20 protein-coding genes are annotated in these 25,284 nt (G+C 35.3%); 4 read left to right on the forward strand and 16 right to left on the reverse strand.

Features of this window, described 5'->3' with window-relative positions:
* Window positions 1-55 precede the first annotated feature (55 nt).
* The 12 genes from uvrD to pmbA all read right to left on the reverse strand — a co-directional run bounded on the left by uvrD (window position 56) and on the right by pmbA (window position 15,387).
* Window positions 56-2,236, reverse strand: a complete 2,181-nt coding sequence (gene uvrD / locus ACGH6Q_RS01605) for a DNA helicase II (RefSeq protein ID WP_174799454.1) — start codon at window positions 2,234-2,236, stop codon at window positions 56-58.
* 215 nt (window positions 2,237-2,451) lie between these two features.
* Window positions 2,452-3,165: a 5-amino-6-(5-phospho-D-ribitylamino)uracil phosphatase YigB gene (gene yigB, locus ACGH6Q_RS01610; RefSeq protein WP_174799453.1), complete on the reverse strand. Its 714-nt coding sequence runs from the start codon at window positions 3,163-3,165 to the stop codon at window positions 2,452-2,454.
* Window positions 3,166-3,167: 2 nt separating this feature from the next.
* The gene (gene xerC / locus ACGH6Q_RS01615; RefSeq protein ID WP_174799452.1) at window positions 3,168-4,085 is read right to left on the reverse strand and encodes a tyrosine recombinase XerC; all 918 of its coding nucleotides are present in this window, start codon (window positions 4,083-4,085) and stop codon (window positions 3,168-3,170) included.
* Window positions 4,086-4,097: 12 nt separating this feature from the next.
* Entirely contained in the window at window positions 4,098-4,835 is a 738-nt protein-coding gene (locus tag ACGH6Q_RS01620) for a DUF484 family protein (RefSeq protein WP_174799451.1), read from the reverse strand.
* 159 nt (window positions 4,836-4,994) lie between these two features.
* A complete protein-coding gene (dapF, locus tag ACGH6Q_RS01625) occupies window positions 4,995-5,819 on the reverse strand; it encodes a diaminopimelate epimerase (protein WP_174799450.1) in 825 nt (274 codons plus the stop codon).
* 121 nt (window positions 5,820-5,940) lie between these two features.
* The gene (gene lysA / locus ACGH6Q_RS01630; RefSeq protein WP_411591622.1) at window positions 5,941-7,194 is read right to left on the reverse strand and encodes a diaminopimelate decarboxylase; all 1,254 of its coding nucleotides are present in this window, start codon (window positions 7,192-7,194) and stop codon (window positions 5,941-5,943) included.
* Window positions 7,195-7,215: 21 nt separating this feature from the next.
* On the reverse strand, window positions 7,216-7,371 hold the full coding sequence (lptM, locus tag ACGH6Q_RS01635) for an LPS translocon maturation chaperone LptM (protein ID WP_141672655.1): 156 nt from the start codon (window positions 7,369-7,371) through the stop codon (window positions 7,216-7,218).
* A gap of 242 nt (window positions 7,372-7,613) precedes the next feature.
* A complete protein-coding gene (gene recG, locus ACGH6Q_RS01640) occupies window positions 7,614-9,707 on the reverse strand; it encodes an ATP-dependent DNA helicase RecG (protein WP_174799449.1) in 2,094 nt (697 codons plus the stop codon).
* Between the two features lie 5 nt (window positions 9,708-9,712).
* Window positions 9,713-11,821: a bifunctional GTP diphosphokinase/guanosine-3',5'-bis pyrophosphate 3'-pyrophosphohydrolase gene (spoT, locus tag ACGH6Q_RS01645; RefSeq protein ID WP_174799448.1), complete on the reverse strand. Its 2,109-nt coding sequence runs from the start codon at window positions 11,819-11,821 to the stop codon at window positions 9,713-9,715.
* Between the two features lie 18 nt (window positions 11,822-11,839).
* Entirely contained in the window at window positions 11,840-12,130 is a 291-nt protein-coding gene (rpoZ, locus tag ACGH6Q_RS01650) for a DNA-directed RNA polymerase subunit omega (RefSeq protein WP_174799447.1), read from the reverse strand.
* A gap of 153 nt (window positions 12,131-12,283) precedes the next feature.
* Window positions 12,284-14,026 carry a SulP family inorganic anion transporter gene (locus ACGH6Q_RS01655; RefSeq protein ID WP_411591580.1) on the reverse strand — a complete coding sequence of 581 codons (1,743 nt, stop codon included), beginning with the start codon at window positions 14,024-14,026 and terminating at the stop codon, window positions 12,284-12,286.
* A gap of 8 nt (window positions 14,027-14,034) precedes the next feature.
* A complete protein-coding gene (pmbA, locus tag ACGH6Q_RS01660; RefSeq protein WP_065589288.1) occupies window positions 14,035-15,387 on the reverse strand; it encodes a metalloprotease PmbA in 1,353 nt (450 codons plus the stop codon).
* Between the two features lie 77 nt (window positions 15,388-15,464).
* On the opposite strand from pmbA, the gene yjgA reads away from it, so the two are divergent.
* The 3 genes from yjgA to ACGH6Q_RS01675 all read left to right on the forward strand — a co-directional run bounded on the left by yjgA (window position 15,465) and on the right by ACGH6Q_RS01675 (window position 17,190).
* Window positions 15,465-16,001 carry a ribosome biogenesis factor YjgA gene (gene yjgA, locus ACGH6Q_RS01665; protein WP_065589289.1) on the forward strand — a complete coding sequence of 179 codons (537 nt, stop codon included), beginning with the start codon at window positions 15,465-15,467 and terminating at the stop codon, window positions 15,999-16,001.
* Window positions 16,002-16,065: 64 nt separating this feature from the next.
* On the forward strand, window positions 16,066-16,596 hold the full coding sequence (ppa, locus tag ACGH6Q_RS01670) for an inorganic diphosphatase (RefSeq protein ID WP_065589290.1): 531 nt from the start codon (window positions 16,066-16,068) through the stop codon (window positions 16,594-16,596).
* A gap of 384 nt (window positions 16,597-16,980) precedes the next feature.
* Window positions 16,981-17,190 (forward strand): cold shock domain-containing protein, encoded by a 210-nt coding sequence (locus ACGH6Q_RS01675; protein ID WP_025315032.1) that lies wholly within the window; start codon window positions 16,981-16,983, stop codon window positions 17,188-17,190.
* Window positions 17,191-17,335: 145 nt separating this feature from the next.
* On the opposite strand, the gene gapA is transcribed toward ACGH6Q_RS01675, so the two are convergent.
* Both gapA and ACGH6Q_RS01685 read right to left on the reverse strand, forming a co-directional pair.
* Entirely contained in the window at window positions 17,336-18,334 is a 999-nt protein-coding gene (gene gapA, locus ACGH6Q_RS01680; RefSeq protein WP_034912538.1) for a glyceraldehyde-3-phosphate dehydrogenase, read from the reverse strand.
* Between the two features lie 487 nt (window positions 18,335-18,821).
* Complete coding sequence (locus ACGH6Q_RS01685) at window positions 18,822-19,772, reverse strand: hypothetical protein (protein ID WP_065589292.1); 951 nt, start codon at window positions 19,770-19,772, stop codon at window positions 18,822-18,824.
* A 1,024-nt stretch (window positions 19,773-20,796) separates the two neighbouring features.
* On the opposite strand from ACGH6Q_RS01685, the gene ACGH6Q_RS01690 reads away from it, so the two are divergent.
* The gene (locus tag ACGH6Q_RS01690; RefSeq protein ID WP_411591583.1) at window positions 20,797-23,118 is read left to right on the forward strand and encodes a zinc/cadmium/mercury/lead-transporting ATPase; all 2,322 of its coding nucleotides are present in this window, start codon (window positions 20,797-20,799) and stop codon (window positions 23,116-23,118) included.
* Between the two features lie 67 nt (window positions 23,119-23,185).
* Here ACGH6Q_RS01690 and birA read toward each other — a convergent pair whose 3' ends face one another.
* Both birA and ACGH6Q_RS01700 read right to left on the reverse strand, forming a co-directional pair.
* Window positions 23,186-24,139: a bifunctional biotin--[acetyl-CoA-carboxylase] ligase/biotin operon repressor BirA gene (gene birA / locus ACGH6Q_RS01695; protein WP_411591584.1), complete on the reverse strand. Its 954-nt coding sequence runs from the start codon at window positions 24,137-24,139 to the stop codon at window positions 23,186-23,188.
* The gene (locus ACGH6Q_RS01700) at window positions 24,114-25,256 is read right to left on the reverse strand and encodes an MFS transporter (protein WP_411591586.1); all 1,143 of its coding nucleotides are present in this window, start codon (window positions 25,254-25,256) and stop codon (window positions 24,114-24,116) included. The genes birA and ACGH6Q_RS01700 overlap by 26 nt, the downstream gene beginning before the upstream one ends.
* Between the last annotated feature and the right edge of the window lie 28 nt (window positions 25,257-25,284).

Raw genomic sequence — 25,284 nt, forward strand, 5'->3', positions numbered from 1 at the left:
TTTAACAATTAATTCCCGTTCAAGAAAGTAGTCACAAATTTTACTTAAAAGAAATCTACAATAAAGTAAGATTTGCTAATTTAACTACTAGCCATTTTATACCTTCATTAACAAAAGCTATTTGTACTCGCTTATGATCACCTTCGCCATCAAGATTAACAATAGTTCCTTCACCAAAACGTTTATGTAACACTTTACGACCTAATTTGTAACCATCACATTGAGGCTTCTTTTTAGGGTAAGACTTTATTTTTTCAGGCGACATTGTTCCTTGATAACTAATTTCATTTAACTTATCAATAGGTAATTCAGACAAAAAGCGTGAAGGTAAATTACGCTCTTCACGACCATATAGACGCCTTATCTGAGCTAATGATAATGTTAGATACTTACGTGCTCGAGTAATACCTACATAGGCAAGACGACGCTCTTCTTCAAGTTTATCGAAGTCTTGAGAAGATCTTAAGTCTGGGAATATGCCCTCTTCTAGTCCTACAATAAAAACATTATCAAATTCAAGACCTTTGGCAGAATGCAGAGTCATTAGTTGAACGGTATCTTGTTCACTAATTACATCTCTGCTTTCTAATGACGTATATGCTAAAAATGATTCTAAAACAGTTAATGCCTTACCCGTTTCTTTATCTTGAATAAGGTTATTTTCATTAAAGCGATAAAACTGCTCAGCGGCCGATACCAATTCTTCAAGATTTTCCAGCTTTGATTGCCCTTTAATACCAGGCTCTTGCTCATACATTTGCAATATGCCAGATAATTTGATAATAATATCAAGTTGTTTATAAAATGGTTTAAGCTCTACTTTATCGAAGATTGATTCTATTAATTCCAAAAAACGACCAATCCCAGAGCTTTGCCGTTCAGTAAAAGCATTGGTTTGGATTAGCATTATACATGCATCCCATAATGAAATATTATACTGCTTTGCAGTCAATCTAATTTTATCTAGCGTGACATTACCAATACCTCGAGTTGGGGTATTGATTGTAGCTTCAAACGCCATGTCATTATTGTGGTCATGTAATAGCCGTAAATAAGCAAGCGCTAATTTAACTTCTTGTCGTTCATAAAAACGAATAGATCCATAAATTTGATAAGGTAAACCTGCTTGCAACAATGTATCTTCAAATATACGTGATTGTGCATTATTACGGTACAATATCGCACAGTCTGCGTACTTTCCACCTTCGTCATGGAATTTTTTTATTTGACCAACAACAAATCTTGCCTCATCAATATCATTAAAACCAATATAAAGCGTAATCAGTTCACCGCCGCCTATATCTGTCCATAAAGTTTTACCCAACCGGTTCTGATTTTTCGATATTAAATTATTAGCTACATCTAAAATGTTACCAGTTGAACGATAATTTTGTTCCAACCTAATAATTTCAGTTTCAGGGTAATCGTTTATAAATAATTGGAGATTATCCGCATTAGCACCACGCCAACTGTAAATAGATTGATCGTCATCGCCTACAATCATTACATTAGCTGTATTACCTGCCAGTTTTTGTACCAAACGATATTGGATCTTATTAGTGTCTTGAAATTCATCAATTAAGATATTACAAAAACGATGATGACAATAATTTAAAACGTCTTGATTATGGCAAAGCAGCTCATACGTTCTTAAAATTAATTCTGAAAAATCAACGTATCCAACTCTATCACAAATAGTTTGGTAGTCTCGATAAATCGCCTGCCACATCACTTGTTTAGGATCTTCAGGAACAATATCTTCCGCTCTGAAACCTTTTTCCTTTTGAGTAGAAATAAAAGCAGCACACTGTTTTGGCGACCATTGTTTTTCGTCGATTTTTAGCTCGTGAAAAATTCGCTTAATAAGCCGAATTTGATCTTCAGTATCAATAAGTTGAAAATTAGGAGGTAACTTAGCTTGCTCAGGAAACATGCGTAACAAACGATGAGTAAGCCCATGAAATGTACCCACCCACATACCATTAAAATAACCCTCGCCTACTAATGCTTGAATACGTTCTTGCATTTGAATAGCCGCTTTATTGGTAAAAGTAACCGCAAAAATTGAGCCAGGTGAATAACTCTTTTCAATACAAAGCCAAGCAATACGATGAACTAAAACACGCGTTTTGCCACTCCCTGCACCTGCAAGAACAATTGAATATTGACTATCGGTAGTAACTGCTTTTTGTTGCTCTGTGTTTAGGCCATCTAATAATAATTTATTAATTTCCATTACATGCAAACCTATTTTGATAATAGAAACCGCCAAGTAGCATTAATGTTGAAAGCGTTATTAATATTTTCATCATATTCCGAATACGTTTGTCCACTGTGATCTAACAGAACATAAATAAAGACAAAGCTTCTTAGGTAAAAATTTTCATTGCTACTAAAGAAACGTATCTTTACATTTATTTTACTGTTTATTTGTACAGATAAGGAGGTTAATTATAGCAGATTCTCTAATTCTGGCAATTGTGTTATTTCGATGTGAGGTAAACATCTAGTATCATTAAGCTGAAAAATATCCTGATTATAAATATTAATAAAGCAAGCTAAAAAGCCGTTATCAATAGCTCCATTAACATCCGTTAATAAATTGTCACCCACATGTAAAATAGAGTGTGATGGAATATTAAGTTTGTGAGATGCTAAATCAAAAATTTCAGGAAAAGGTTTAGAACGGCCATGTTCACCACCACGTAGTGAAAATTGAAAATAATCACCTATGCCAATTTTGTTAATATCAACGTTACCATTAGTAATAACAGCCAAAGGATATTTAGTGGCTAATTTAGTTAATAGTGTATGCGTTGATTCAGGAACGTTCATCTTGTGCCGCCAAACATTAAAACAACTCATTGCTTCATCGATGACATCAGCAAATTTTGATGCTGGTATATTAGTTTTATTTAATAGCGATGTAATGGTTTGAATTCGCCAAACAATAACATCGTGATAAATTTCAGGGTCAGATGCAAGTACAGCACGCTTTTCGGAAAAATATTCGGGTAAAGTAAGCGTGCGCAATTGTTCATAACCTTGAAGAGTTTTGATCATTTCGTCTTCCGCTTTTTCAACGATCATGCTGTTATTGTATAACGTATCATCTAGATCGAAAGTAAACGCTTTAATCTTATTAATAGATCGATAAAAGTGCATCGTTATTTTCCCCTTTTAGCGCGTGGATGGGCTGAATCATAAACTTCAGATAGATGCGAAAAATCTAAATGCGTATAGACTTGGGTCGTCGATAAATCAGCATGCCCTAACAATTCTTGTACTGCACGCAAATCACCACTTGATTCTAGCATATGAGTTGCAAATGAATGACGTAATTTGTGAGGGTGAACATGACTGCTTAACCCTTGTTTGATTCCCCACTGAGCAAACCGTTTTTCAACATTTCGCGGTGAAATACGCTTACCCAATTTGGAAATAAATAAAGCATCATCTTGTGGTGTTAAAAAATTCCGCATTGACAACCAGTGTTTAATCCATTTGATAGATTCTCGACCTAATGGCAATTTTCGCTCTTTATTCCCCTTACCCATTACGCGAATTTCACCATCAACAAGATTCAATTCTTGACAGTTAAGACCGACTAATTCAGAAAGGCGTAACCCAGAACCATACATAACTTCAAGCATTGTTCTGTCACGAACAGAAAGAGGATCGTTATGATCAATATCAAGCAGTTGATTAATTTCGTCAATATCAATATTTTTGGGTAAGTGTTGACCTAATTTTGGATTTAGCACGCCTCGAGCTGGATTAGCGGTAAGCAGCTCGTTTTTTACCATCCAATCACAAAAACTACGCAAAGCAGAAAGTCTTAATGATAAGCTTCTTGCTTGCAAGCCCGTCTGTTTGCTACGACTGATTAACAATCTAACTGCGGATGAATCCAAATTTTGCCAGTTCGAGATTTCAACTTCACTTGCCAACGAAATAAGTGCATAAAGTTGACGTCGATAATTAATCTGAGTATTTAAGCTTAGTTGCTTTTCTGACTTTAAATAATTTAAAAATTGATCAACAGGCAGCTTTAATGCCGTATTATCATTTTTATTAGGCTGCATAATGCTATGTCCTTATTTTGTTCGCATAATCCATCTGCTAATTAAAATTGGTAAAATTTCACTCATTTTTTCAAGTAATAATGTACCTTGTCCTGCTTGATAATGTTCGGAATTAGCACTAGTAAACATTAAAAGCCCCAAATCACCAAATTGACCTAACAAAGATAATGCCACTGAGCCAACATAACCGTGTTCATCAGGTAATAAAAAATCAAGCTCAGTTGAATTTAATGTACCTAAATACTGTTGACTGTACTGGAAATGTCTAACACGAATAAAATCAAATTGTGATGAATCTAAAGCTATATGATGGTAATTTGATGGCGCATTAAGCAACCATTTGTCACCAAAAAGATATAAATAAGCACCACTAAGTCCTAATGATTTAGCCCATGTGTTTAATAAAACAATAAGTTGATTTAGATCCTGTGCTTTAATTAATTCAATTTGCAGATCCATTAGCTGATTAAACAACAATTCGTTGGCACTGGCATGTTCCAATAATAATGAAATTTCGCACTCTAATTGGTTAATTTTATTGCGCTGACGCGCCATGTTCCATTCTGGTAAAGAAATCATTCCCCTGACAGGATGAGGCACTTGCATACACTCAACATACCGGGCATTTCTCATAAAAAAATCTGGATTATCAATAATATATTGACAAACGATTTCATCATTTAATTTTAATGATGAAGACGATCGCCGAGCTTTTTTTACTCTTAAATTTTGTGTATTTTTACCAACCATAATTAGCGTCTATTGTATTACCGTGTTATCTCATGTTTCTACTGTTTTTTTCGGTTAAAGATAAAAACTTCAATAAAATCAATACCAAACCTGAATGTTTTTTGCCTTGTTATTTTCTGTCAACAAGTTTTAGAATCTATTGGGAGGATGATGTTAAAGTTAAGTAGCAATAAAACCATCATATACATGTGTAGCAGGTCCAGTCATATAAAGTGGTTGATTTCCACCTTTCCATTCAATTAATAATTTGCCACCAGGTAAATTGACATTAACTTGTTGGTTTAATAGTCCTTGATTGATGCCTACTGCTACTGCGGCACAGGCACCAGTACCACAAGCTTGTGTTTCGCCAACCCCACGTTCAAATACACGTAAATTAATGTTATTGCGATCAATAATATGCATAAATCCAATATTGGCACGTTCAGGAAAGCGTTCATGTTGTTCTAATAACGGACCTAGTGTTGCCACTTCTGCGGTTAGAATATTATCGACTTGAACAACACAATGAGGATTGCCCATAGATGCAACACCACATAATATAGTCTGTTCTTGTGCTCGGATTATATAAGTTTTTTCTTCTTTTATAGCTTTGAAAGGAATTTTGTTAGGTTCAAAAATAGGCTGTCCCATATTAACACGCACAGTATTATCATCATTTACGGTTAAAACAATATTGCCTTTCATGGTACTAACTTTTAACACTCGTTTTCGGCTAAGGCCTTTTAAACGAACAAAACGTGCAAAACAGCGAGCCCCATTACCACATTGCTCAACTTCAGAACCATCTGAATTAAAAATACGATAATGAAAATCACTATCTGGTACATAAGGTGGCTCAACAATAAGAAGTTGATCAAACCCGACACCAGTATATCGATCTGCCATACGTTTAATCATTTCTGTCGAAAGATGAACATTTTGCGTCACAGCATCAATAACCATAAAATCATTTCCGAGTCCATGCATTTTTGAAAAGTTCATCGCTAGTTTACCTTCTGTTGTCAAACATGTTTTTATTTTTAACTTTTAGTCTAAACTGGTTACCAACATCAACTAAAAGAGGAATGCTATTATAATTAAGCATTCAATAACCTGTTAAATATTATAAAACTACTTCACCTCGCCATAAATCATCGAAGGATTCACGCTGGCGAATTAATTTATGTTGTTTATCATCAATAAGCATCACTTCTGCTGGTCGTAAATGGCTATTATAATTTGATGCCATACTAAAGCCATAAGCACCAGCACTACAAATTACCAACAAATCATCTTGTTTAACCGAAAGCTCACGCTGATAAGCCAACACATCGCTAGATTCGCAAATAGGTCCCACAACATTATAGACCAAAAATTCATCACCAGTTTGTGGTTGCTTTTCAGGTAACACTCTCATCCAAGCATCGTAAAGAGCGGGACGAATTAAGTCATTCATACCTGCATCGACAATTGCAAAATGGTTATTATCTTGGTGTTTGGTATATTCCACCTTAGTAATTAGCAACCCTGAATTAGCAACAATCGAACGCCCTGGTTCGAACAAAATTTCAATATCAGGATAATCAACTAATTTGTTCTTAAGTTCGGTTACAAGTTGCGATGCTGTTGGTGGTTGTTCGTTATCATAACAGACCCCTAAACCTCCACCTAAATCAATATGTTCAATTACAATATTATTAGATTGCAATTTATCAACTAAAGCGAGTATACGATCGGCAGCATCAAGAAATGGTGACAATTGAGTTAATTGAGAGCCAATATGGCAATCAATACCAACGATTTTAATGTTAGCTAATGAGCTTGCTTTTCGATAAACATTTAAAGCTAACTCATAGCTAATACCAAATTTATTTTCGCGAAGACCTGTTGAAATATAAGGATGTGTTTTAGCATCCACATCAGGATTGATTCTCAATGAAATCGGTGCAATTTTACCTGATCTTTTAGCAACTTCATCAACTCGGTATAATTCAGCCTCAGATTCAACATTAAAGCACTTAATACCAACTTCAAGCGCACGTTCAATTTCAACTATTGATTTAGCAACACCTGAAAAGACAATTTTTTTAGGATCTGCTCCTGCTTTTAATACTCGTTCTAACTCACCTTGTGAAACAATATCAAAACCAGCACCCAGTTTTGCAAGTAAACTCAAAACAGCCAAATTACTATTAGCTTTAACCGCATAACAAACCAAATGTTTATTATTAACCAAAGCATGTTCATACTCTAAAAACTGTTTACTTATGTATTCGGCCGAATAAACATATAATGGTGTACCATACTGCTTAGCAAGATCCGCTATCGCTATCTGATTGGCAAATAAACGACTTTGTTGATAATTTAAAAAATCCATCATGTTATTCCATTATGCAATTTAAATAAATAAACCAGATTGAATTGAAGCAGTTGTTAGTTTTGTTTGTTGCATTGCTGTTTTTTCAACTGGATGATAAAGCGGACCTTTTAATCCACATCCTACTAATGCCAATGTAACAAAACAGATAGGGAGTAATTTTATAGTTGATTTCATACAATATCCGCAATTCTTTCCATTTTTTATAATACTATCTATATTACACGATAGGCACAATGCTGCAAAGCGCAAATCATCATGCGAACATAAACAGATATATAAAATAAGTAAATATATTAAATTAAAGGTACAAGACTACATTCTACACATCAAATTACTATGCAATAAACCGTTACACAATTTGTAGATATGATTCAGATTGATAATTTCAAAACTTATCAGAAAAAATCAGCTAAGTTTTATGCATTAATATACTTTTCACGATTTGGAAGCCAACAATCAACTAATTGTTCAGCACTGTGTGGATGGTTTTTTTGGATGTCATAAGATATATTTTGAATTTCACTAATCAAATGCTGGTCGCGAATCAAATCAACAACTTTAAAATTAGCTGTACCCATTTGCCGAGTCCCTAAAATTTCACCACCACCACGAAGTTCAAGATCTTTTTGGGCAATAACAAATCCATCAGTACTTTCACGCATTACCTTCATGCGTGCTTGAGCAACTTTACTTAGAGGAGCTTGATACATTAATACACAATGAGATACTGCCGTGCCACGTCCAACTCGCCCACGCAACTGATGTAACTGAGCTAAACCTAAACGTTCTGCATTTTCGATAATCATTAAACTAGCATTAGGAACATCAACACCAACTTCAATAACTGTTGTAGCAACCAGCAGTTGAATTTTTCCTGCTTTAAACTCTTGCATAACTGATTGTTTTAAATCAGACTTCATTTTACCATGCACTAACGCAATATTTAAATGCGGCAAACGCATTTGCAATTCTGCAACCAGCATTTCAGCCGCTTGTGCGTCAAGTATTTCGGACTCTTCGACCAAAGTACACACCCAATAAACTTGGCGGTTTGCTAAGCAAGCTTGATTTACACGTTCAATAATTTCATCTCGGCGATTATTAGGTATTACAACTGTGTTAATTGGTGTTCTTCCGGGTGGTAATTCATCAATAACAGAAACATCTAAATCAGCATAAATGGTCATGGCTAATGTTCTTGGAATAGGCGTTGCCGTCATAATTAATTGATGCGGATAAAGATGATCTTTAATTCCTTTTTCCCAAAGACTTAGGCGTTGATTAACACCAAATCGATGCTGTTCATCAATGATGACAAGACCTAAAGAGGTAAATTCTACTTTATCAACAAATACTGCATGAGTACCAATTAACATAGTAATTTCACCCTTTTGAAGGCGCTCATAACGCTGTCGCTTATTTTTGGCGGTTAATCTTCCTGACAACCAATCAACACTAATTCCCAACGGCCCAAACCAAGTACTAAAATTATTATAATGTTGCTCGGCTAATATTTCTGTTGGTGCCATCAAAACCACTTGGCAACCATTTTCAATTGCATTCAACGCTGCTAAAGCTGCTACTAATGTTTTACCAGAACCAACATCACCTTGAATTAATCGCATCATAGGTACTGGTTTTGCCATATCGAGATAAATCTCTTGCACAACTCGCTGTTGAGCATGGGTTGGCGTGAAAGGTAATGATGATAAAAACGGGTTGATCAAGCGTTGAGTTGGGGAAAACAAGTGTGCCTGCTGTCTTTGATTATGTTTTTTTATCATTAACATACTCAGATGATAAGCAATCAATTCCTCAAAAATAAACCGCTTAATAGCTGGGTGATCACCCGACTCCAACTGTTCAATCTCAGTATCAATGGGGGGATTGTGAATAATATTTAAAGAATCAAAAGCCGACAAAAACCGATAAGCCAACTGAGGAGGTAAAACTTCTTCTGAAGGATTATTTTTCAACAAAATTAGCGCAGCCATAATTGACCGTCGAATCACAGCCTGAGTTAATCCATAAGTAGTTGAATAAATAGGTGTGTATCTTTCTTGATCATCTTCTAACTTGATAGATTTTTCGTCTCGACTTGTTTTTAATTTAAATTGCGGATGAATTATTTCAAGATAATTTTTACCGCGTTTTATTTCACCATAAGCACTGATCCATTTACCTTTAATTAGCGAAGCCTTCATACTAGCAGTAAAATGCATAAATCGTAATATTGCAATACCAGAATCATCTTGAACGTAACAAACTAGCATTTGTTTGCGACCAAAAGCAATTTCACTTTTAATAATAACACCTTCAATTGTCGTAAATTCGCCAATATTGGCGTCAGCAATAGCACAAGATGAAGTACGATCTTCATAACGTAAAGGAAAATGCAATAACAGATCTTTAACGGTATAGATACCTAATGTATTGAATTTTTTTTCTAGACTTTCACCAATCCCCGTTAGTTTTATCAACGGCAAATGGTCGAAAAAACGATTTATCATAATGACTAATTTATATTTCGTTTAACACTTACTACATCAGGTTGTAGTAACATTTTACGAATTAATTCATTAAGTTGCTGGGTATTTTTTACTTCTATCTGTAGAATAACAGTATAAATCTGCCTATCTTTTTCTTCGGTATTTAGCCATTGCAAGCGAGTATTTTCGTCATTAATAATTGAAAGTATATGCGCCAAAGAACCCTGAGTATTTAAAATATCGAGCCAAATTTCAGCAACAAAACGTTGAGAAATATCGGGAGCCCATTTAAGTGAGATATATTTTTCTGGATTATTTTGATAACCAGTAACATTTCGACAAGATTCATGATGCACAATTAACCCCTTCTCTGGACTAACATGCCCAACAATAGGATCATTAGGAATTGGATGACAACACTTAGAAAATGTAACAGAAACTCCTTCACTGCCAGTAATAACAAGAGTTTTATTTGACTCTGATTTATTTTGCAGCAGCGCTTTATGTTCTAAACCTTTGGCAATAAAATGGCTCATAATATTACCTAATCCGATTTCGACTAAGACATCATCAAAATTGGACAATTTGGCTAACTCAACCACTCTAGCCTTTTGGCTTTCTGACAGTCCACTAATACCGCCTGATTTAACTAACGAAAGATTCAATAAACGTCGACCCAATTCAATTGCATCTTCACGCTTAAGAGTTTTAAGCGCCTGACGAATACGCGACTTCGCTCTAGCACTAACCACAAAATTTAACCAACTAGCATTAGGATGGCCCTCAGGGGAAGTAATAATTTCAACTGTTTGCCCACTGCTTAATGGTTGTGATAAAGGATAAGGTTTACGATCAACAATTGCGCCAATGCATTGATAACCAATATCAGAATGGACTGCATAAGCAAGATCAACTGCGGTAGCTCCTTCTGGTAATTGCACAATACGTCCTTTGGGAGTAAAAACGTAAATTTCTTTAGGAAACAAATCAGATTTAACATTTTCGATAAATTCGAAAGAATTCCCTACGCTTTGTTGCAATTCTAACAGGCTTTGCATCCAGCGCTGAGCTTTAATTTGCGCAGTAGTATTGTTTAATTCATCAACTGCATTATACGCCCAATGAGCAGCAACACCCATTTCAGCCATTTGATCCATATCTTCGGTACGAATTTGGACTTCAACTGGTGTACCGTGAGGGCCTATTAACGATGAATGCAATGATTGGTAGCCATTTGCTTTGGGAATAGCGATATAATCTTTAAAACGATTAAGACGTGGTTTATACAAATTATGTACCAGTCCAAGAGCACGATAACAACCATCAACATCTTTTACCACAATTCTAAAAGTGTAAATATCCATGATAGAATGAAAATGTTGTTCACGTAGTTTCATCTTTTGATAAATAACATAGATATTTTTCTCGATACCAGTAACTTCTGCATCAATATGAGCGTCATGTAATCGCCCACGGATTTCAGACAAAATTTGTTGAATTAGCTCTTTTCGCGTATTTCGCGCTGTTTTAACGACTTTTTCAATCACTTTAGCTCGATTTGGATGCATTGCTGTAAAGCCCAAAATCTCAAGTTCTGTTTTGATGTGATTGATACCTAAACGATGAGCCAAAGGTGCGTAAATTTCAAGGGTTTCTTTAGCAATGCGACGACGTTTATCAGGTCTTAAAGCACTAAGTGTACGCATGTTATGCGTACGATCAGCAAGTTTAATTAAAATTACACGCACATCCTCAGTCATAGCAAGCACCATTTTCCGAAAATTTTCAGCTTGTGCTTCTTGCCTGTTACGGAATTTTAATTTATCAAGTTTAGAGACACCTTCGACTAAAATGGCAACATGTTTACCAAATTTGTCGGTAATATCTTGAAAAGTGACAGGAGTGTCTTCAATAGTATCGTGTAAAAGTGCGGCAATAACTGTTTCATAATCAAGCCGCATCTCAGCTAGATATGTTGCAACTGCAACTGGGTGAGTAATATAAGGTTCACCACTACATCGGAATTGCCCTTCATGTGCATTTTTAGCAAAAAGATAAGCATCTTGTATCAATTCGACTTGTTTAGACGGAAGATAAGATGCTACAACCTCTTTTAAGCCATCAAAATATTGCATAAGCAATTCCTGTAAAGCTTATTCGTATGATGGTGTGTTTTCGAGAAGAATCGACTCATGAAGTGTTGCTCGTGTTTCTTCCTCTTTGTTTTGACGAGCTTGAAAATCAGCAATATCAAGAATCTGTTTATTAACAAGACCATTTTCAATTTCACGTAAAGCAATAACAGTTTCTTTGTCGTTCTCTTCAGGAACATGTGGTGATTTATTTTCCACTTGTAATTGACGAGCGCGTCTCGCTGCTACAAGAACGAGATCAAAGCGATTACCAATTTTTTCTACTGCATCTTGAACAGTTACACGTGCCATTTTTACCTCTAATTTTTTACTAAAATACTTTATTTGAAAGATCTAATATTGTACTTAAATTTGTAGGCGATTGTCTATATTAATATTACTTTATCTGTCAATAATTGAGAAATGTCAGATAATTAAAACAGATCCTACATATTTGATGAATAGTCATGATAAATGTTCAGATTCATCATCAGTTTTATTATCCATATGGCCCTTACTTTGAGCTAACTTAACTGCAAAATAAAGATCATAAGCAAACTCGATATACTCATCATCAAGCTTAATATTCATCTGTTTAAACCAATTTTTAAGTGTTTTACGTCGACCAGATAAAATTAGGGTAACATTTCTTACTTTTAAAGACTTCACTAATTCATCAATTCCCGACAGCACACTCACATCTTTATAAGTAAAACAAGGGATTGCATCGACAATAACATAGCTTATTGGATCACTAGAATCATCAATATAACTGATAATTCTTCGTTTAAAATAAGCGATATTGAAATAAGTTAGCGGAGAATTAAATCGATAAATCATTGTATTACTGATCGGTTGCACATTTTGGCTTATGGAATGAATCCGACCACTTTCATCAACACCTAATAACTGATCTTTAGGTCTAAATACTCGACGTAAAAATAAAAATAACCCCAGTAGTACCGCTAACGCCATACCAGGAATAATCCCTATAGCAAGTACTGAAATAAGTGTTATCAAACTCAAATAAAAAGCGTCTCGATCAAATTTAAAAAAGCGAACGATGGTTTGAAAATTAATGAGTGAAATTGAAGAATATATTAAAATAACCCCTAACACACAAGTTGGAATATATTGTAAAGGCGAAAGGAAAAACAATACCACAATACCAATTAATATTGCTGCAATAATCGAAACTAGTTGCGTTTTACCTCCATTTGCATCATTTACAGCCGTTCTTGATGATGTACCACTAACAACAAAGCCTTGTGATAACCCTGCTACAATATTAGCTATACCTAACGCTTTAAATTCAACATCGGCATTGGTTTCATAGTTATTTTTTGATGCAAAACTGCGTACAGTTATCATCATACTAACAAAACAGATGATAGCAATATTAAGTGAAGGAACAACTAAATCACGCATTAATCCTTTATCAAAATCAAGCCATGACTCGGTAGGAATAAAATCACTGCTAACATTACCAATAATACGAATATTAAAATATTCAAAATTAAACACCCACGAAAAAAACGTCATCACAATAACAGCTAATAAAGGTGCAGGATATAGAGGTTTTAATCGCTTTAAGGCAATTAAAATAGACAAAGTAAAAAACGAAACGAGTGCAGTGCCTATATGAATTTCTGACAATTTAAAAGGGAAATAGACTATTCGCTCAATCAAATAAGAATAATCGTATCTAAAGCCTAAGGTCTTGGCTAACTGATCGACCATAATGGTAATTGATATGCCATTAAGCAAACCAATTAAAATAGGCTGACTAAGCAAGTCGGCTAAAGCACCAAGATGTAACTTTCCAGCAATGATACACCAAATGCCTATCATTATTGTTAATATAATAACTAATTGCCAGCGCAATATTGGATCATTAGCCGCTAAAGGTAACACAACAGCGGCAACTACAGCACAAGTTGCTGTATCAGGTCCTACAATCAATTGTTTAGAAGAACCAAAAAACGCATATACAATTAAAGGCAAAATGGTCGAATACAGTCCAGCTATAGCGCCAACACCAGTCAATTCAGCATAAGCAATTGACACAGGTAACGAAACAGCAGCAACTGATAAACCAGCCTTAATATCAAAATTAAGATATTCTCGTTTATACTGTAATAAACTGCCTAATCCAGGCATCCATGCAATTAGTTTTTGAAAAAAAGTACTTTTTAACAAATCAGCCATGCTAATCCTTATTTCCCCGCTATACTCATATTATCAATCAAAATTGAGCCACATTGAATACTTGTTCTGGTTTCGATATCATTTCCAATTTCCACAATATTTTTATACATATCTTTAAGATTACCAGCAATGGTGATTTCACTAACTGGATATTGAATTTTTCCATTCTCAACCCAAAATCCTGTAGCTCCACGCGAATAATCACCAGTCACACTATTAACACCTTGCCCCATTAACGAAGTCACCAAAACACCTTTATCCAATTTTTTTAGCATCTCATCAAAACTAGCATTTGCATGGCTTGGCGATACAAACCAATTATGAATCCCACCTGCATGCCCAGTCGATTTTAAGCCTAATTTACGAGCTGAATAATTGCCTAACAAATAAGTTTGCAACACACCTTGCTCAACAATATTGCGCTTAACTGTTTTTGTCCCTTCACTATCAAAAGGCGATGATCCAACGCCTTTTAAAATAAAAGGATCCTCATAAATAGTTAACCAATTAGGAAAAATCACCTTCCCTACACTATTTAAAAGAAAAGAAGATTTACGATAAATGGCACCGCCACTTATAGCACCTACTAAATGCCTAATGAGTCCAACGGCAACTTCTGCACTAAATAACACAGGAGTTTGCATTGTTGCGATCTGTTTAGCGCCTAAATGTGAGATCGCCCTATCAGCCGCCTGCACACCAATCCAATCAGCGGACTTGAGCTGACTATAATCACGTGATGAAGTATAAGCATAATTACTTTCCATCTGCCCTGCTTGTTGAGCAATAACTGAGCATGAAAGTGAATGTGAACTTGCGCAATAACCTTGCAACATCCCCAAACTATTACCATAAACATAAACGCCATAGCGACTACTAAAATAACCGCCATCAGAATTAATCAATTTGGAATGATTTAACGCAGTTAATTCGGCTTGTTTAGCCTGCTCAATGGCATTATCAACGTTCAAATCACTAGGATGAAATAAATCTAAATCAGGTGGATTAAATGCCATTTGACTCACATCACCCAAACCTGAACAAGGATCTGGCGAAGTATATTGCATAATATCAATCGCCATATTCACCGTTTGCAAAATAGCCTGAGAAGACAAATCATTGGTAGAAGCACTCCCTTTACGTTCATTTTGATAAACAGTAATAGATAACGCACCATCACTATTAAATTCAACATTCTCGGTTTCACCCATGCGAGTGCTAACATTAATACCTGTTGACTTATTAATCGATACCTCAACTTCATCAACACGTGACTTTGCTTGCTCAATAGCATTAGCAACAATTGCCGATAAAGTTTCTTTTTGATTTAAAGCTTCTTTTTTAATCTGTTCAATACTCATTTTATTATTTTCTACAATTCTGCTAGCGATACGCTATAATAAGCTAGAATTACACAATAGTTAACAAAAGAAATAACATGAATTACAATCAAGAGACAAATCTAGAACCCAACTTCGCTATTGACACTGAAGATGACGAAATCATCTACGTTAGTAAAAGTGAAATTAAACGTGATGCTGAAGCTTTAAAAAAATTAGGGATTGAACTTGTCAAGCTAAGCAAAAACGAACTTGAAAAAATTCCTCTCGATGAAGATCTCACTTATGCAATTGGACTTGCGCAGAAAATAAAAAAAGAAGGGTATCGCCGCCAAATTCAATACATTGGTAAACTGCTGCGTAACCGAGATATTGACCCAATTAGTCAAGCACTTGATAAACTTAAAAATCGCCATAATCAGCAAATCGCCCTATTTCACAAACTTGAAAAACTTCGTGATGAATTGATTGCAACTGGCGATGCCGAAACTATTATCGGTTTGTACCCAACTGCCGATCGTCAGCAATTACGAACCTTAGCCCGTTTAGCAAAAAAAGAGCAAGAAACAAACAAGCCAACCAAAACGGCAAGACAAATTTTTCAATATTTAAAAGAATTGAGCGACACTGAATAATCTTTATAAGGTGCGCTTATTATTATTCACAAACACTATATAAACTTAGATAGAGGATACAAAAATGGGACTTTTAAATGTACCAGCAGGTAAAGAATTACCAGATGATATTTACGTTGTGATTGAAATTCCAGCCAATGCAGATCCAATTAAATATGAAGTTGATAAAGACACTGGCGCTGTATTTGTTGACCGTTTTATGGCTACAGCAATGTTTTATCCATGTAACTATGGTTATATTAATCACACATTATCATTAGATGGCGATCCAGTTGATGTATTAGTCCCAACGCCATACCCATTACAACCAGGCTCAGTTATTCGTTGCCGCCCAGTTGGTGTATTAAAAATGACAGACGAAGCAGGTCAAGATGCAAAACTAGTTGCAGTACCTCACAGCAAACTATCAAAAGAATATGATCACATTAAAGATGTTGATGATTTACCTGAATTACTCAAATCACAAATCAAACACTTTTTTGAACAATACAAAGCATTAGAGAAAGGTAAATGGGTGAAAGTTGACGGATGGGATAACGCAGATGCCGCCCGTAAAGAAATTATTGAGTCATTTGAACGAGCAAAAAACAAATAAAGTTCAATAAAAAATATTTTTATCAAGGCCATAAATATTATTTTATGGCTTTTTTATTTTTCATAATTTTTAGTGACTTTAAAAATCAATTAAAATTTCAACGTCTAAAATTTGACTTTTATCAATTAAAAAATAATTTCCTGAAAATTCAATAAAACTTTTTTTTTTATAAAAAAAAATTATTATTCACATCTTGCTTTTGATTATAATTTATGCGGTAATATCACTGGGTAAACAACAAAGTACAAAATAGTGAATAACAATGAACCACAATAATGTATTTTTAAGCACATTATCTTGGCTTTTAGTTACATTATTAACACGATGTTAAAACCCATACGGCCGTAATGGCTAATTATTAATTATTGTTAGGATGTCTAGTAAATGAATAAAAAAACAGGCCAAGTAAAATGGTTTAATGAAAGTAAAGGTTTTGGTTTTATTACCCCTGCGGATGGAAGTAAAGATGTATTTGTTCACTTTTCAGCTATTTCAGGTGATGGTTTTAAAACATTAGCTGAAGGACAACAAGTTGAATTTGCTATCCAAGATAGCCCTCGTGGACCTGCAGCTGCTGAAGTCGTTGTAATCTAATTGAAACTTTAGAATTTCATATTAGAAAAACGCTCACTCACAAAGTGAGCGTTTTTTTGTCTCTAAAAAAACTAAAAATCTCTCTAAAATGAGAGCATAAAAAAAGCGACCCTAAGGTCGCCTTATAAACAAAGTTAAATATCAATTATTTTTTAGAAATAACTGCGATTAAATCTAATACTTTGTTTGAATAACCTACTTCATTGTCATACCAAGAAACAAGTTTAACAAAGTTATCACTTAATTGGATACCAGCTTTAGCATCAAATACTGAAGTACAAACTTCACCTAAGAAATCAGTAGAAACAACATCATCTTCGGTATAGCCAAGAACGCCTTTCATTGGGCCTTCAGCAGCGGCTTTGATTGCTTTACAGATATCTTCATATTTAGCTGGTTTTTCTAAACGAGCAGTTAAGTCAACAACAGAAACGTCTGGAGTAGGAACTCGGAAAGCCATACCAGTTAATTTACCGTTTAATTCAGGGATAACTTTACCAACCGCCTTAGCAGCACCAGTTGATGAAGGGATGATGTTTTGAGCAGCACCACGACCACCACGCCAATCTTTATGAGATGGACCATCTACAGTTTTTTGAGTTGCAGTTGTTGCATGAACAGTTGTCATTAATGCTTCAACAATACCAAAGTTATCGTTGATAACTTTAGCTAAAGGCGCTAAACAGTTAGTTGTACAAGAAGCATTAGAAACGATATCTTGACCAGCATAATCTTTATCATTAACACCGATAACAAACATTGGAGTGCTGTCTTTAGAAGGGCCAGTTAAAACAACTTTCTTAGCACCAGCTTGGATGTGTTTACGAGCAGTTTCATCAGTTAAGAATAAACCAGTTGCTTCAGCGACAACATCAACACCAACTTCATTCCATTTTAAGTTTGCAGGATCACGTTCAGCAGTAACACGAATTGCTTTACCATTAACGACTAATTTACCATCTTTAACTTCAACTGTACCGTCAAAACGACCATGTGTTGAATCATATTTAAGCATATAAGCCATATACTCAACATCTAATAAATCGTTGATAGCAACGATTTCAATGTCTGAACGTTTTTGAGCAGCACGGAAAACAATACGGCCAATACGGCCAAAGCCATTAATACCTACTTTGATTGTCATAACAATTACCTTCTTTTTAGTGTTTTTAATGTTAAAAATCTTTCCTGTAAACTATCAAATTTTAAAGATTTATTCAAGAAGATTCCTAATAATTAAACACGAATTGATTAAATAGATTAAACTGAATGTAATTTATATTAATTATTATAAATAAAATCATGATATTGTAAAAAATAACCTGACGTAGTAAGCCGTACTATAATCAAAAACCGTCCCAAAACTAAATAACAAACCAATAACTTAGTTTTCAGTTTTCGATATATTCTAACGTCGTGAAAAGACAGGCATATTAATTTTACAATATGTAGGATTTTCACCTTAAAACATTTCAGACAGAAATCTGATTTTATTGGAATTTTTTCAAATAAACGTATTTACTATCTAATAGTAAATACGCAAACTAGGGGGCTTTACCTTACATGGAAACTTTTTTAATGCTTGTTCCTTATTAGCACCATAAACTTAACCACATTCCAAAGATTAAAAGCTAAGGAGTAACGCAAAGACCCCGCGGGCTATTACTCGATTGGTTGAAGTACACATCACCAACATCTGAGTCCACATCAAACTGAGTATTTCCAGCCGTGTCGCTTGTCCAGTATTGGTAGTCATAGACGAAACCTGCTCCAGCATAAAGGTACGTACCGCCCCACTCAGTGAAAAATCCTGCTCCTATTCGACGCTGATAATGATTACCACTTGATGATGGCGTAGCGCCGACAGAGCCTTTACACCAATCACCTTCCCATGTACCCAAACAGATTGCGTTCGTTAGATCCTTTACTTGCGGCACTCGATAGCCTAAATATCTACACCACGCTTCTGTATTAGAATAGTTATCTTGTTTATCTTTACGGTTCACGAACCACTTCTGTAATACAAATCCATATTTTACCAGCTCATTACCAGTACTAATATCTCTACCCACTAACTCAAAAATCTGCGGTAACCTTGGCACAGCAATTCGATTAGGATAATGATTATTTATTTGAGCGCTTGCCTCAGGACCTTTTAGCGTAACGCGCGCTATAATTTCTCCTCCAGATGTAAGCCAATCATCTTCAGCCCATATCCATGTCACTGTGGCTGTTATTCCCCCATGTGTAACTGGCTCCCATACCAATTGGCGTGCATCAATTTCCTCTATAACTAAATCAAAATATAATCCATCAGCGCCTGTAGTCGGAAAATTAAGGCCGTATGATGCAGGATTGGTTGATTGAACTAAAAAGCCCTCATCAGGATTCCATATATCAGCGGGACCTGCGAAGTTGACTCCACTAATATCCACACCATTTTTACCAAATAGCAGATTCGGCCTTGCATAATTGATAACTACCGACTGTGGTAGCATTATTGCATCACTACGATGATTATTTACACGACCACTTTTACTAGTTAATGCCTGTAAACTCCATGAAGATGACAGTAATAACACCCCCAACACCAATAGGCTTTTTGGAAACAATTTCGATAATACGTTGAGAGATAATTTGGAAGATATAAATAAGTTTCGTGTAAAAATTCGTCGAATAAGATTATTTAATAAATTTAAGACATAGGTTTGCCAGTGCTGGTGTCTGGTGTCTGGTGTCTAAAATGATAATGCATTATGGTTTACCTGTCAAGTAATGATTTGTTTTATTTAGATTTTTTACAATTATTTGCTTATTTAATAAGCTTGCTTTCCTATAGCGATAAAAGTATAACCATTTAAGATATAGTTGGCTAGTTTTTTAGCGGATTTTTTGTAAGGAAATGTAAAGATAAAACAATTCGACTTTATAGATAGGTTAATTTTATAATTAAAATATGCTGTTAGCTTTATAGCTTTTGAGTTTTGTCGAAATAACTGATATTGGTGATAACGTTTAATTTAAGAATTTTGAGCGTAACATCTTACAACTCACATGAGATACAAAATATGAACTACGGTACCCAACGCTCTCGCTCTTAACCATCGGTATGATTTACTCGAATCATTATGATATTCGCCTTTTTTAAGACTATTTGCTTTGCTCAGAAGTGCCAAATTGTTCCTGATAAATTGGCATCCCTAACAAAGCACAAACTCGCCAAGCAGTCCAATTTTTCGTGCTGCCTCACTCTGTTAGCAAAGCACTACAACACAGTTAAAAGATAGGTGGATTGACCTTGCCGTGTTGTGTGTTTTCTCTAAAATAGCTCAGGTAGACTATTGATTTTATTAAAGTTTTTATTTCACTTAATTTAAGTAATTATTAGCTAATTTCTGTTTTTATTACAATGTTTTTGCTGTGTTTTTTGTGCCTTGCACATGCTAATAATTAAAGCGAATTAATTAGTTAGTTCGTTATTTTTTGAAAAGTGTTACAGGTCAGTTTTGAAGTGATTTTTACTTTTTTTGCTACTAAAAGTAAAAATGATTTTCTTTTTTATTTTTTGGCGTACAATCAAAATCACCCATAAATATAGGTAACGTTATGTTATATAATAACAAATATATACATCATGAACTTCATCACCATGAGTGTTGTCATGGCAATTGTTTAAATATGGCACATAATCATGTTCATTTATCTCACGATATAACTTGTCATCAAGAATCAACACATAGCTGTGGGGGCGATACTCATACTACGTCTAAAAATGAGTTTGACGATCCCCCTGATGATCCCAACAGGCTAAACGAGCAAATTAAATTAACTTGGAAAATAAAAGGCATGGATTGTGCGCACTGTGCTCAACAAATTGAAAATAGCCTAAAAGCGTTACCCAATATTAACCAAATTAAGATTGTTTTTTCTACCGAAAAGTTGGTGGTATTTGTTCCCCAACATAATGAAAAAACCATTAAATTAATAGAAAATAAAGTTATCGAGCTAGGCTATAAACCTATTTTTGAATCATCTCCAGAACATTCTCATCATCATGATCATTCCCACAGTTTTGATAAAAAAGAACTAATTCCTTTAGTGGTATTAGGCACTTTAATTGTGATGAGTTATATCCTTTTGTTATGGAATCAAACCGTTGGCGAATATGCCTTTATAATGACAGCAATTGTTGGGTTAATACCTATTTTGAAAGAAGCGGTAGTTTTAACGCGTAGTGGTACACCATTTGCAATTGAGTCGTTAATGAGTGTGTCAGCTATTGGAGCTTTGTTTATTGGTGCCTCCGAAGAAGCAACCATGGTCTTATTTTTATTTATGATAGGCGAAATGCTAGAAAGTATTGCTACAAGTAAAGCTAAAAAAGGTATTTCGTCGCTCGCTGAGCTGATGCCCCAAGAAACAGTGATAATCATTAATGGGGATCGAAAAACGGTTGCCAGTCATAGCTTAAAACCCAATGATATTATTGAAATTTCGTCTGGTGGTCGTTTGCCTGCTGATGTGATTTTGATAAGTGAGCAAGCCAATATTGATGAAAGTGCACTAACTGGTGAGTCGATCCCTGTTAATTATCTTTCTGGCGATAAGATTTTGGCTGGTTCACTCGTGGTTGATAATACAATCCAATTAAAAGTGGTATCAGAAGTTGGGCAAAATGCGGTAGATCGTATTTTACAGTTGATTGAAGATGCCGAGGAGCGTAAAGCACCTATTGAACGATTTATTGATAAATTTAGTCGTTATTATACGCCAGCAATTGCTTTATTTGCTCTGTTAGTGATTATTGCGCCACCTTTGTTGTTCAATGCTGATTGGTATACTTGGTTTTATCGAGGTTTAACTCTATTGTTAATTGGTTGCCCTTGTGCATTGGTTATTTCAACGCCTGCGGTAATAACGTCGGCCTTGTCTAATGCGGCAAAACAAGGCGTGCTAATTAAAGGCGGTGCGGCGCTAGAGCATATTGGTTCAGTTAAAGTGGTTGCATTTGATAAGACTGGTACGTTAACCGAAGGTAAACCGCAAGTCACCGATGTGATTAGTCAAGATATTTCAAAAGAGCAATTATTGACATTAGTTGCCGCTATTGAAAGCGGTTCGCATCACCCCATTGCTAAGGCTATTGTTGATTATGCATTGCAGAATCAATTAAATATTAATGAGGCCGATAATCGTAAAGCGATTGCGGGGGTTGGCGTTCAAGGCGAGGTAGATAATCAGACTTTTTATATTGTGTCACCAAGTAAGGTTGTGACAGTTTCATCACCATTGAAAGATGAACATACCAAAATTATTGAGGAGTTTGAAAACGCTGGTAAAACTGTAGTAGTTGCAGTAACAAGTCAACAATTGATGGGCATTATTGCATTGCAAGATGTGTTGCGGGCTGATGCAATTACTACAATGAATAAGCTTAATAAGCTTGGCGTTAAGACTTTGATGCTGACAGGCGATAATGCGCGAGCGGCCAAAGCCATTGCCTCGCAATTAGGTATGGATTACCGTGCGGAGTTGTTACCTGCCGATAAATTAGCAGAAATTGAAAAGATGCGTATCTCAACGACGATTGCTATGGTGGGCGATGGAATTAACGATTCTCCAGCCATGAAAGCGGCAACCGTAAGTATTGCTATGGGTAGTGGTACTGATGTTGCGCTAGAAGCCGCTGATGCCGCATTAACTAAAAACAGCTTGTTAAGTTTGCCTAAGCTAATTGGTTTAACTCGTTTTGCCTCTCGTAATATTAAACAAAATGTTACAATTGCGTTGGGAATTAAGTTAGTATTTTTAATTACCAGCTTATTTGGCTTTACTGGACTGTGGCTGGCTGTGCTAGCTGATTCAGGTACGACTGCGATTGTGACAGCTAACGCGCTTCGAGTTTTGAAATTTAAGAATAAAAGTTAAAATTGGTTTAATTAACCTATTTCACTTGTAGCAAGTGGAATAGGTTCTTTAAATGATTGTTAGGTTATTATTCATCACTTCTTAATGAGATTTCGCCACCAATATGAGCTTCAATTTTACCATTTTGTTCTAACAATAAGGCTCCTTGGTCATTTATACCTTTTGCTATTCCTTGAATAATGTTATCGCCAATTAATAGTTTTACAGGACGGTTAACAAAGTTATCTAGTCTATTCCAATCATTAATAAATGGCAGTAAACCATGTTTTTCAAATTCTATTAATTGACTTTTTAAGGTTTTGGCAACCTGCGCAACTAATAAGTTACGATCAACATTGCCTAAACTAGCCCATTTTTGGTTAACTATGTTGGTATCCGGGTTTGTCATGGTTAAATTGACGCCAACACCAATCACAACATGGGCACAGTCGCCAGTTTTACCTGCAAGCTCAACTAAAATACCAGCTAGTTTTTGATCGTTAAGATATAGATCGTTTGGCCATTTAACTTTGATGTCTTGGCCAGATAATGTACGTAAGGTGTCAGCAATAACAATACCAACAACTAAACTCAATCCCATTGCCGCCGCTACGCCTTGTTCTAGTCGCCAATACATTGAAAAGTATAGATTAGTGCCAAAAGGTGAAAACCATTTTCGCCCTCGCCTTCCCCGTGCTTTGGATTGAAATTCGGCCACACAGCAATCGCCCGATGTTAGTTGATCAATTCGATCCAGTAGATATTGGTTAGTTGAATCAATAATAGGTAATATTTCACATCGACTATTCGATTGATAATGCTGGTTAATTTTGGTTTTATTAAGCAAATTAAGAGGCGCTGCCAAGCAATAGCCTTTACCCTGTATTGAGGTTAGCTCAATCCCCCACTCACGCAGTTGTTTGATGTATTTATTAATGCCTGCACGGGTTATGCCAAAAATTGTTGCCAATTCTTCCCCTGAATGGAATTGACCATCGGCTAGTATTTCAATTAATTTAAGCGGATTTTTGTAGCTGCGCATCCGTTCCTCTTTTTTGGGCTAATAATATAATAAAGTATAACGAAATTATAGCAAAACTAACAAATAAATAGGTGTTACTTGTTTTATCCATAATAAATGCTATCACAGCAGGAGCAACTAAACTCCCTAATGTATTGGTTAATAGCATTGCTTGATTCATCGCCACAATATCTTGCTTTCTAACACACGAGCAAGCCCAAGCCATGGATATGGGATAAATGGTGTAAATAGTGGCGCCTAATAAAATAATCGCCAACGCATTAAACCAATTGAATATCAGCATAATACATGCAATTAACATTAGTAACGATTCAATTAATAATATAAGTTGCCGTCCAAATTTGTCTGCACACCAGTTAGCAGGCATTTGTGCAATCACTCCTGATAAAATCAGTAAAATCATCCAATTAGCCACCTGAATATCACTATATCCTAAATGTGAGTAATAGGCTGGTAAAAGTGAATATAACGATCCAATTAACATACCTGCAATAGCACAACCAGTTAACCCAAGTCGAGAGGGTTTATTTAATATCATTGGCATGATGTTAAAGCTGCTTTTTTTCCTTTTTGGTAATTTATAATGGGTCAGCAAAATAAATAAAATTGCTAATCCCATCAGTAACATAATAACTAATCCAAAATATAATATGTTTTGCGGAAAATACTGCAACAAAGCTTGCCCTAAAACCGTACCTAGGTAATAAGTGGTTAAATAAACTGCCAGCATTTTTCCTCGCGTACGTACAGGGCCAGTGAGTAATATACAACTTTCTATAACCACCCAAGTGACCGCACAAGCAATGCCTATAAAAAATCGCCACATTATCCAGCTATAAAAATTCATTGAAAAACTTAATCCAATGGTTGCAATGGCAAAAATAATGCAACTATAGGTGTATGTGTGCCGAGCATTGAATTTATTAATAAACCAATTGGCGAAAATGGTACCTAGCAAGTTACCAGTAAAATAACTTGATCCGACAAGACCAATTTGCCCAAGCGAAAACTCATTACGCACTAACCACAATGGTACCTGTGTGTTTAATGCTGACAACGAGATTGTTACAAAGAGCAAACTCGTTAATAAAATAGGGAATGAATACGAATGTTTCATAATGTTATCGCGTATAATTATGGGTTAA

Origin of the sequence: Gilliamella sp. BG2, from assembly GCF_046635645.1 — a bacterium.
GTDB lineage: Bacteria > Pseudomonadota > Gammaproteobacteria > Enterobacterales > Orbaceae > Gilliamella > Gilliamella bombi.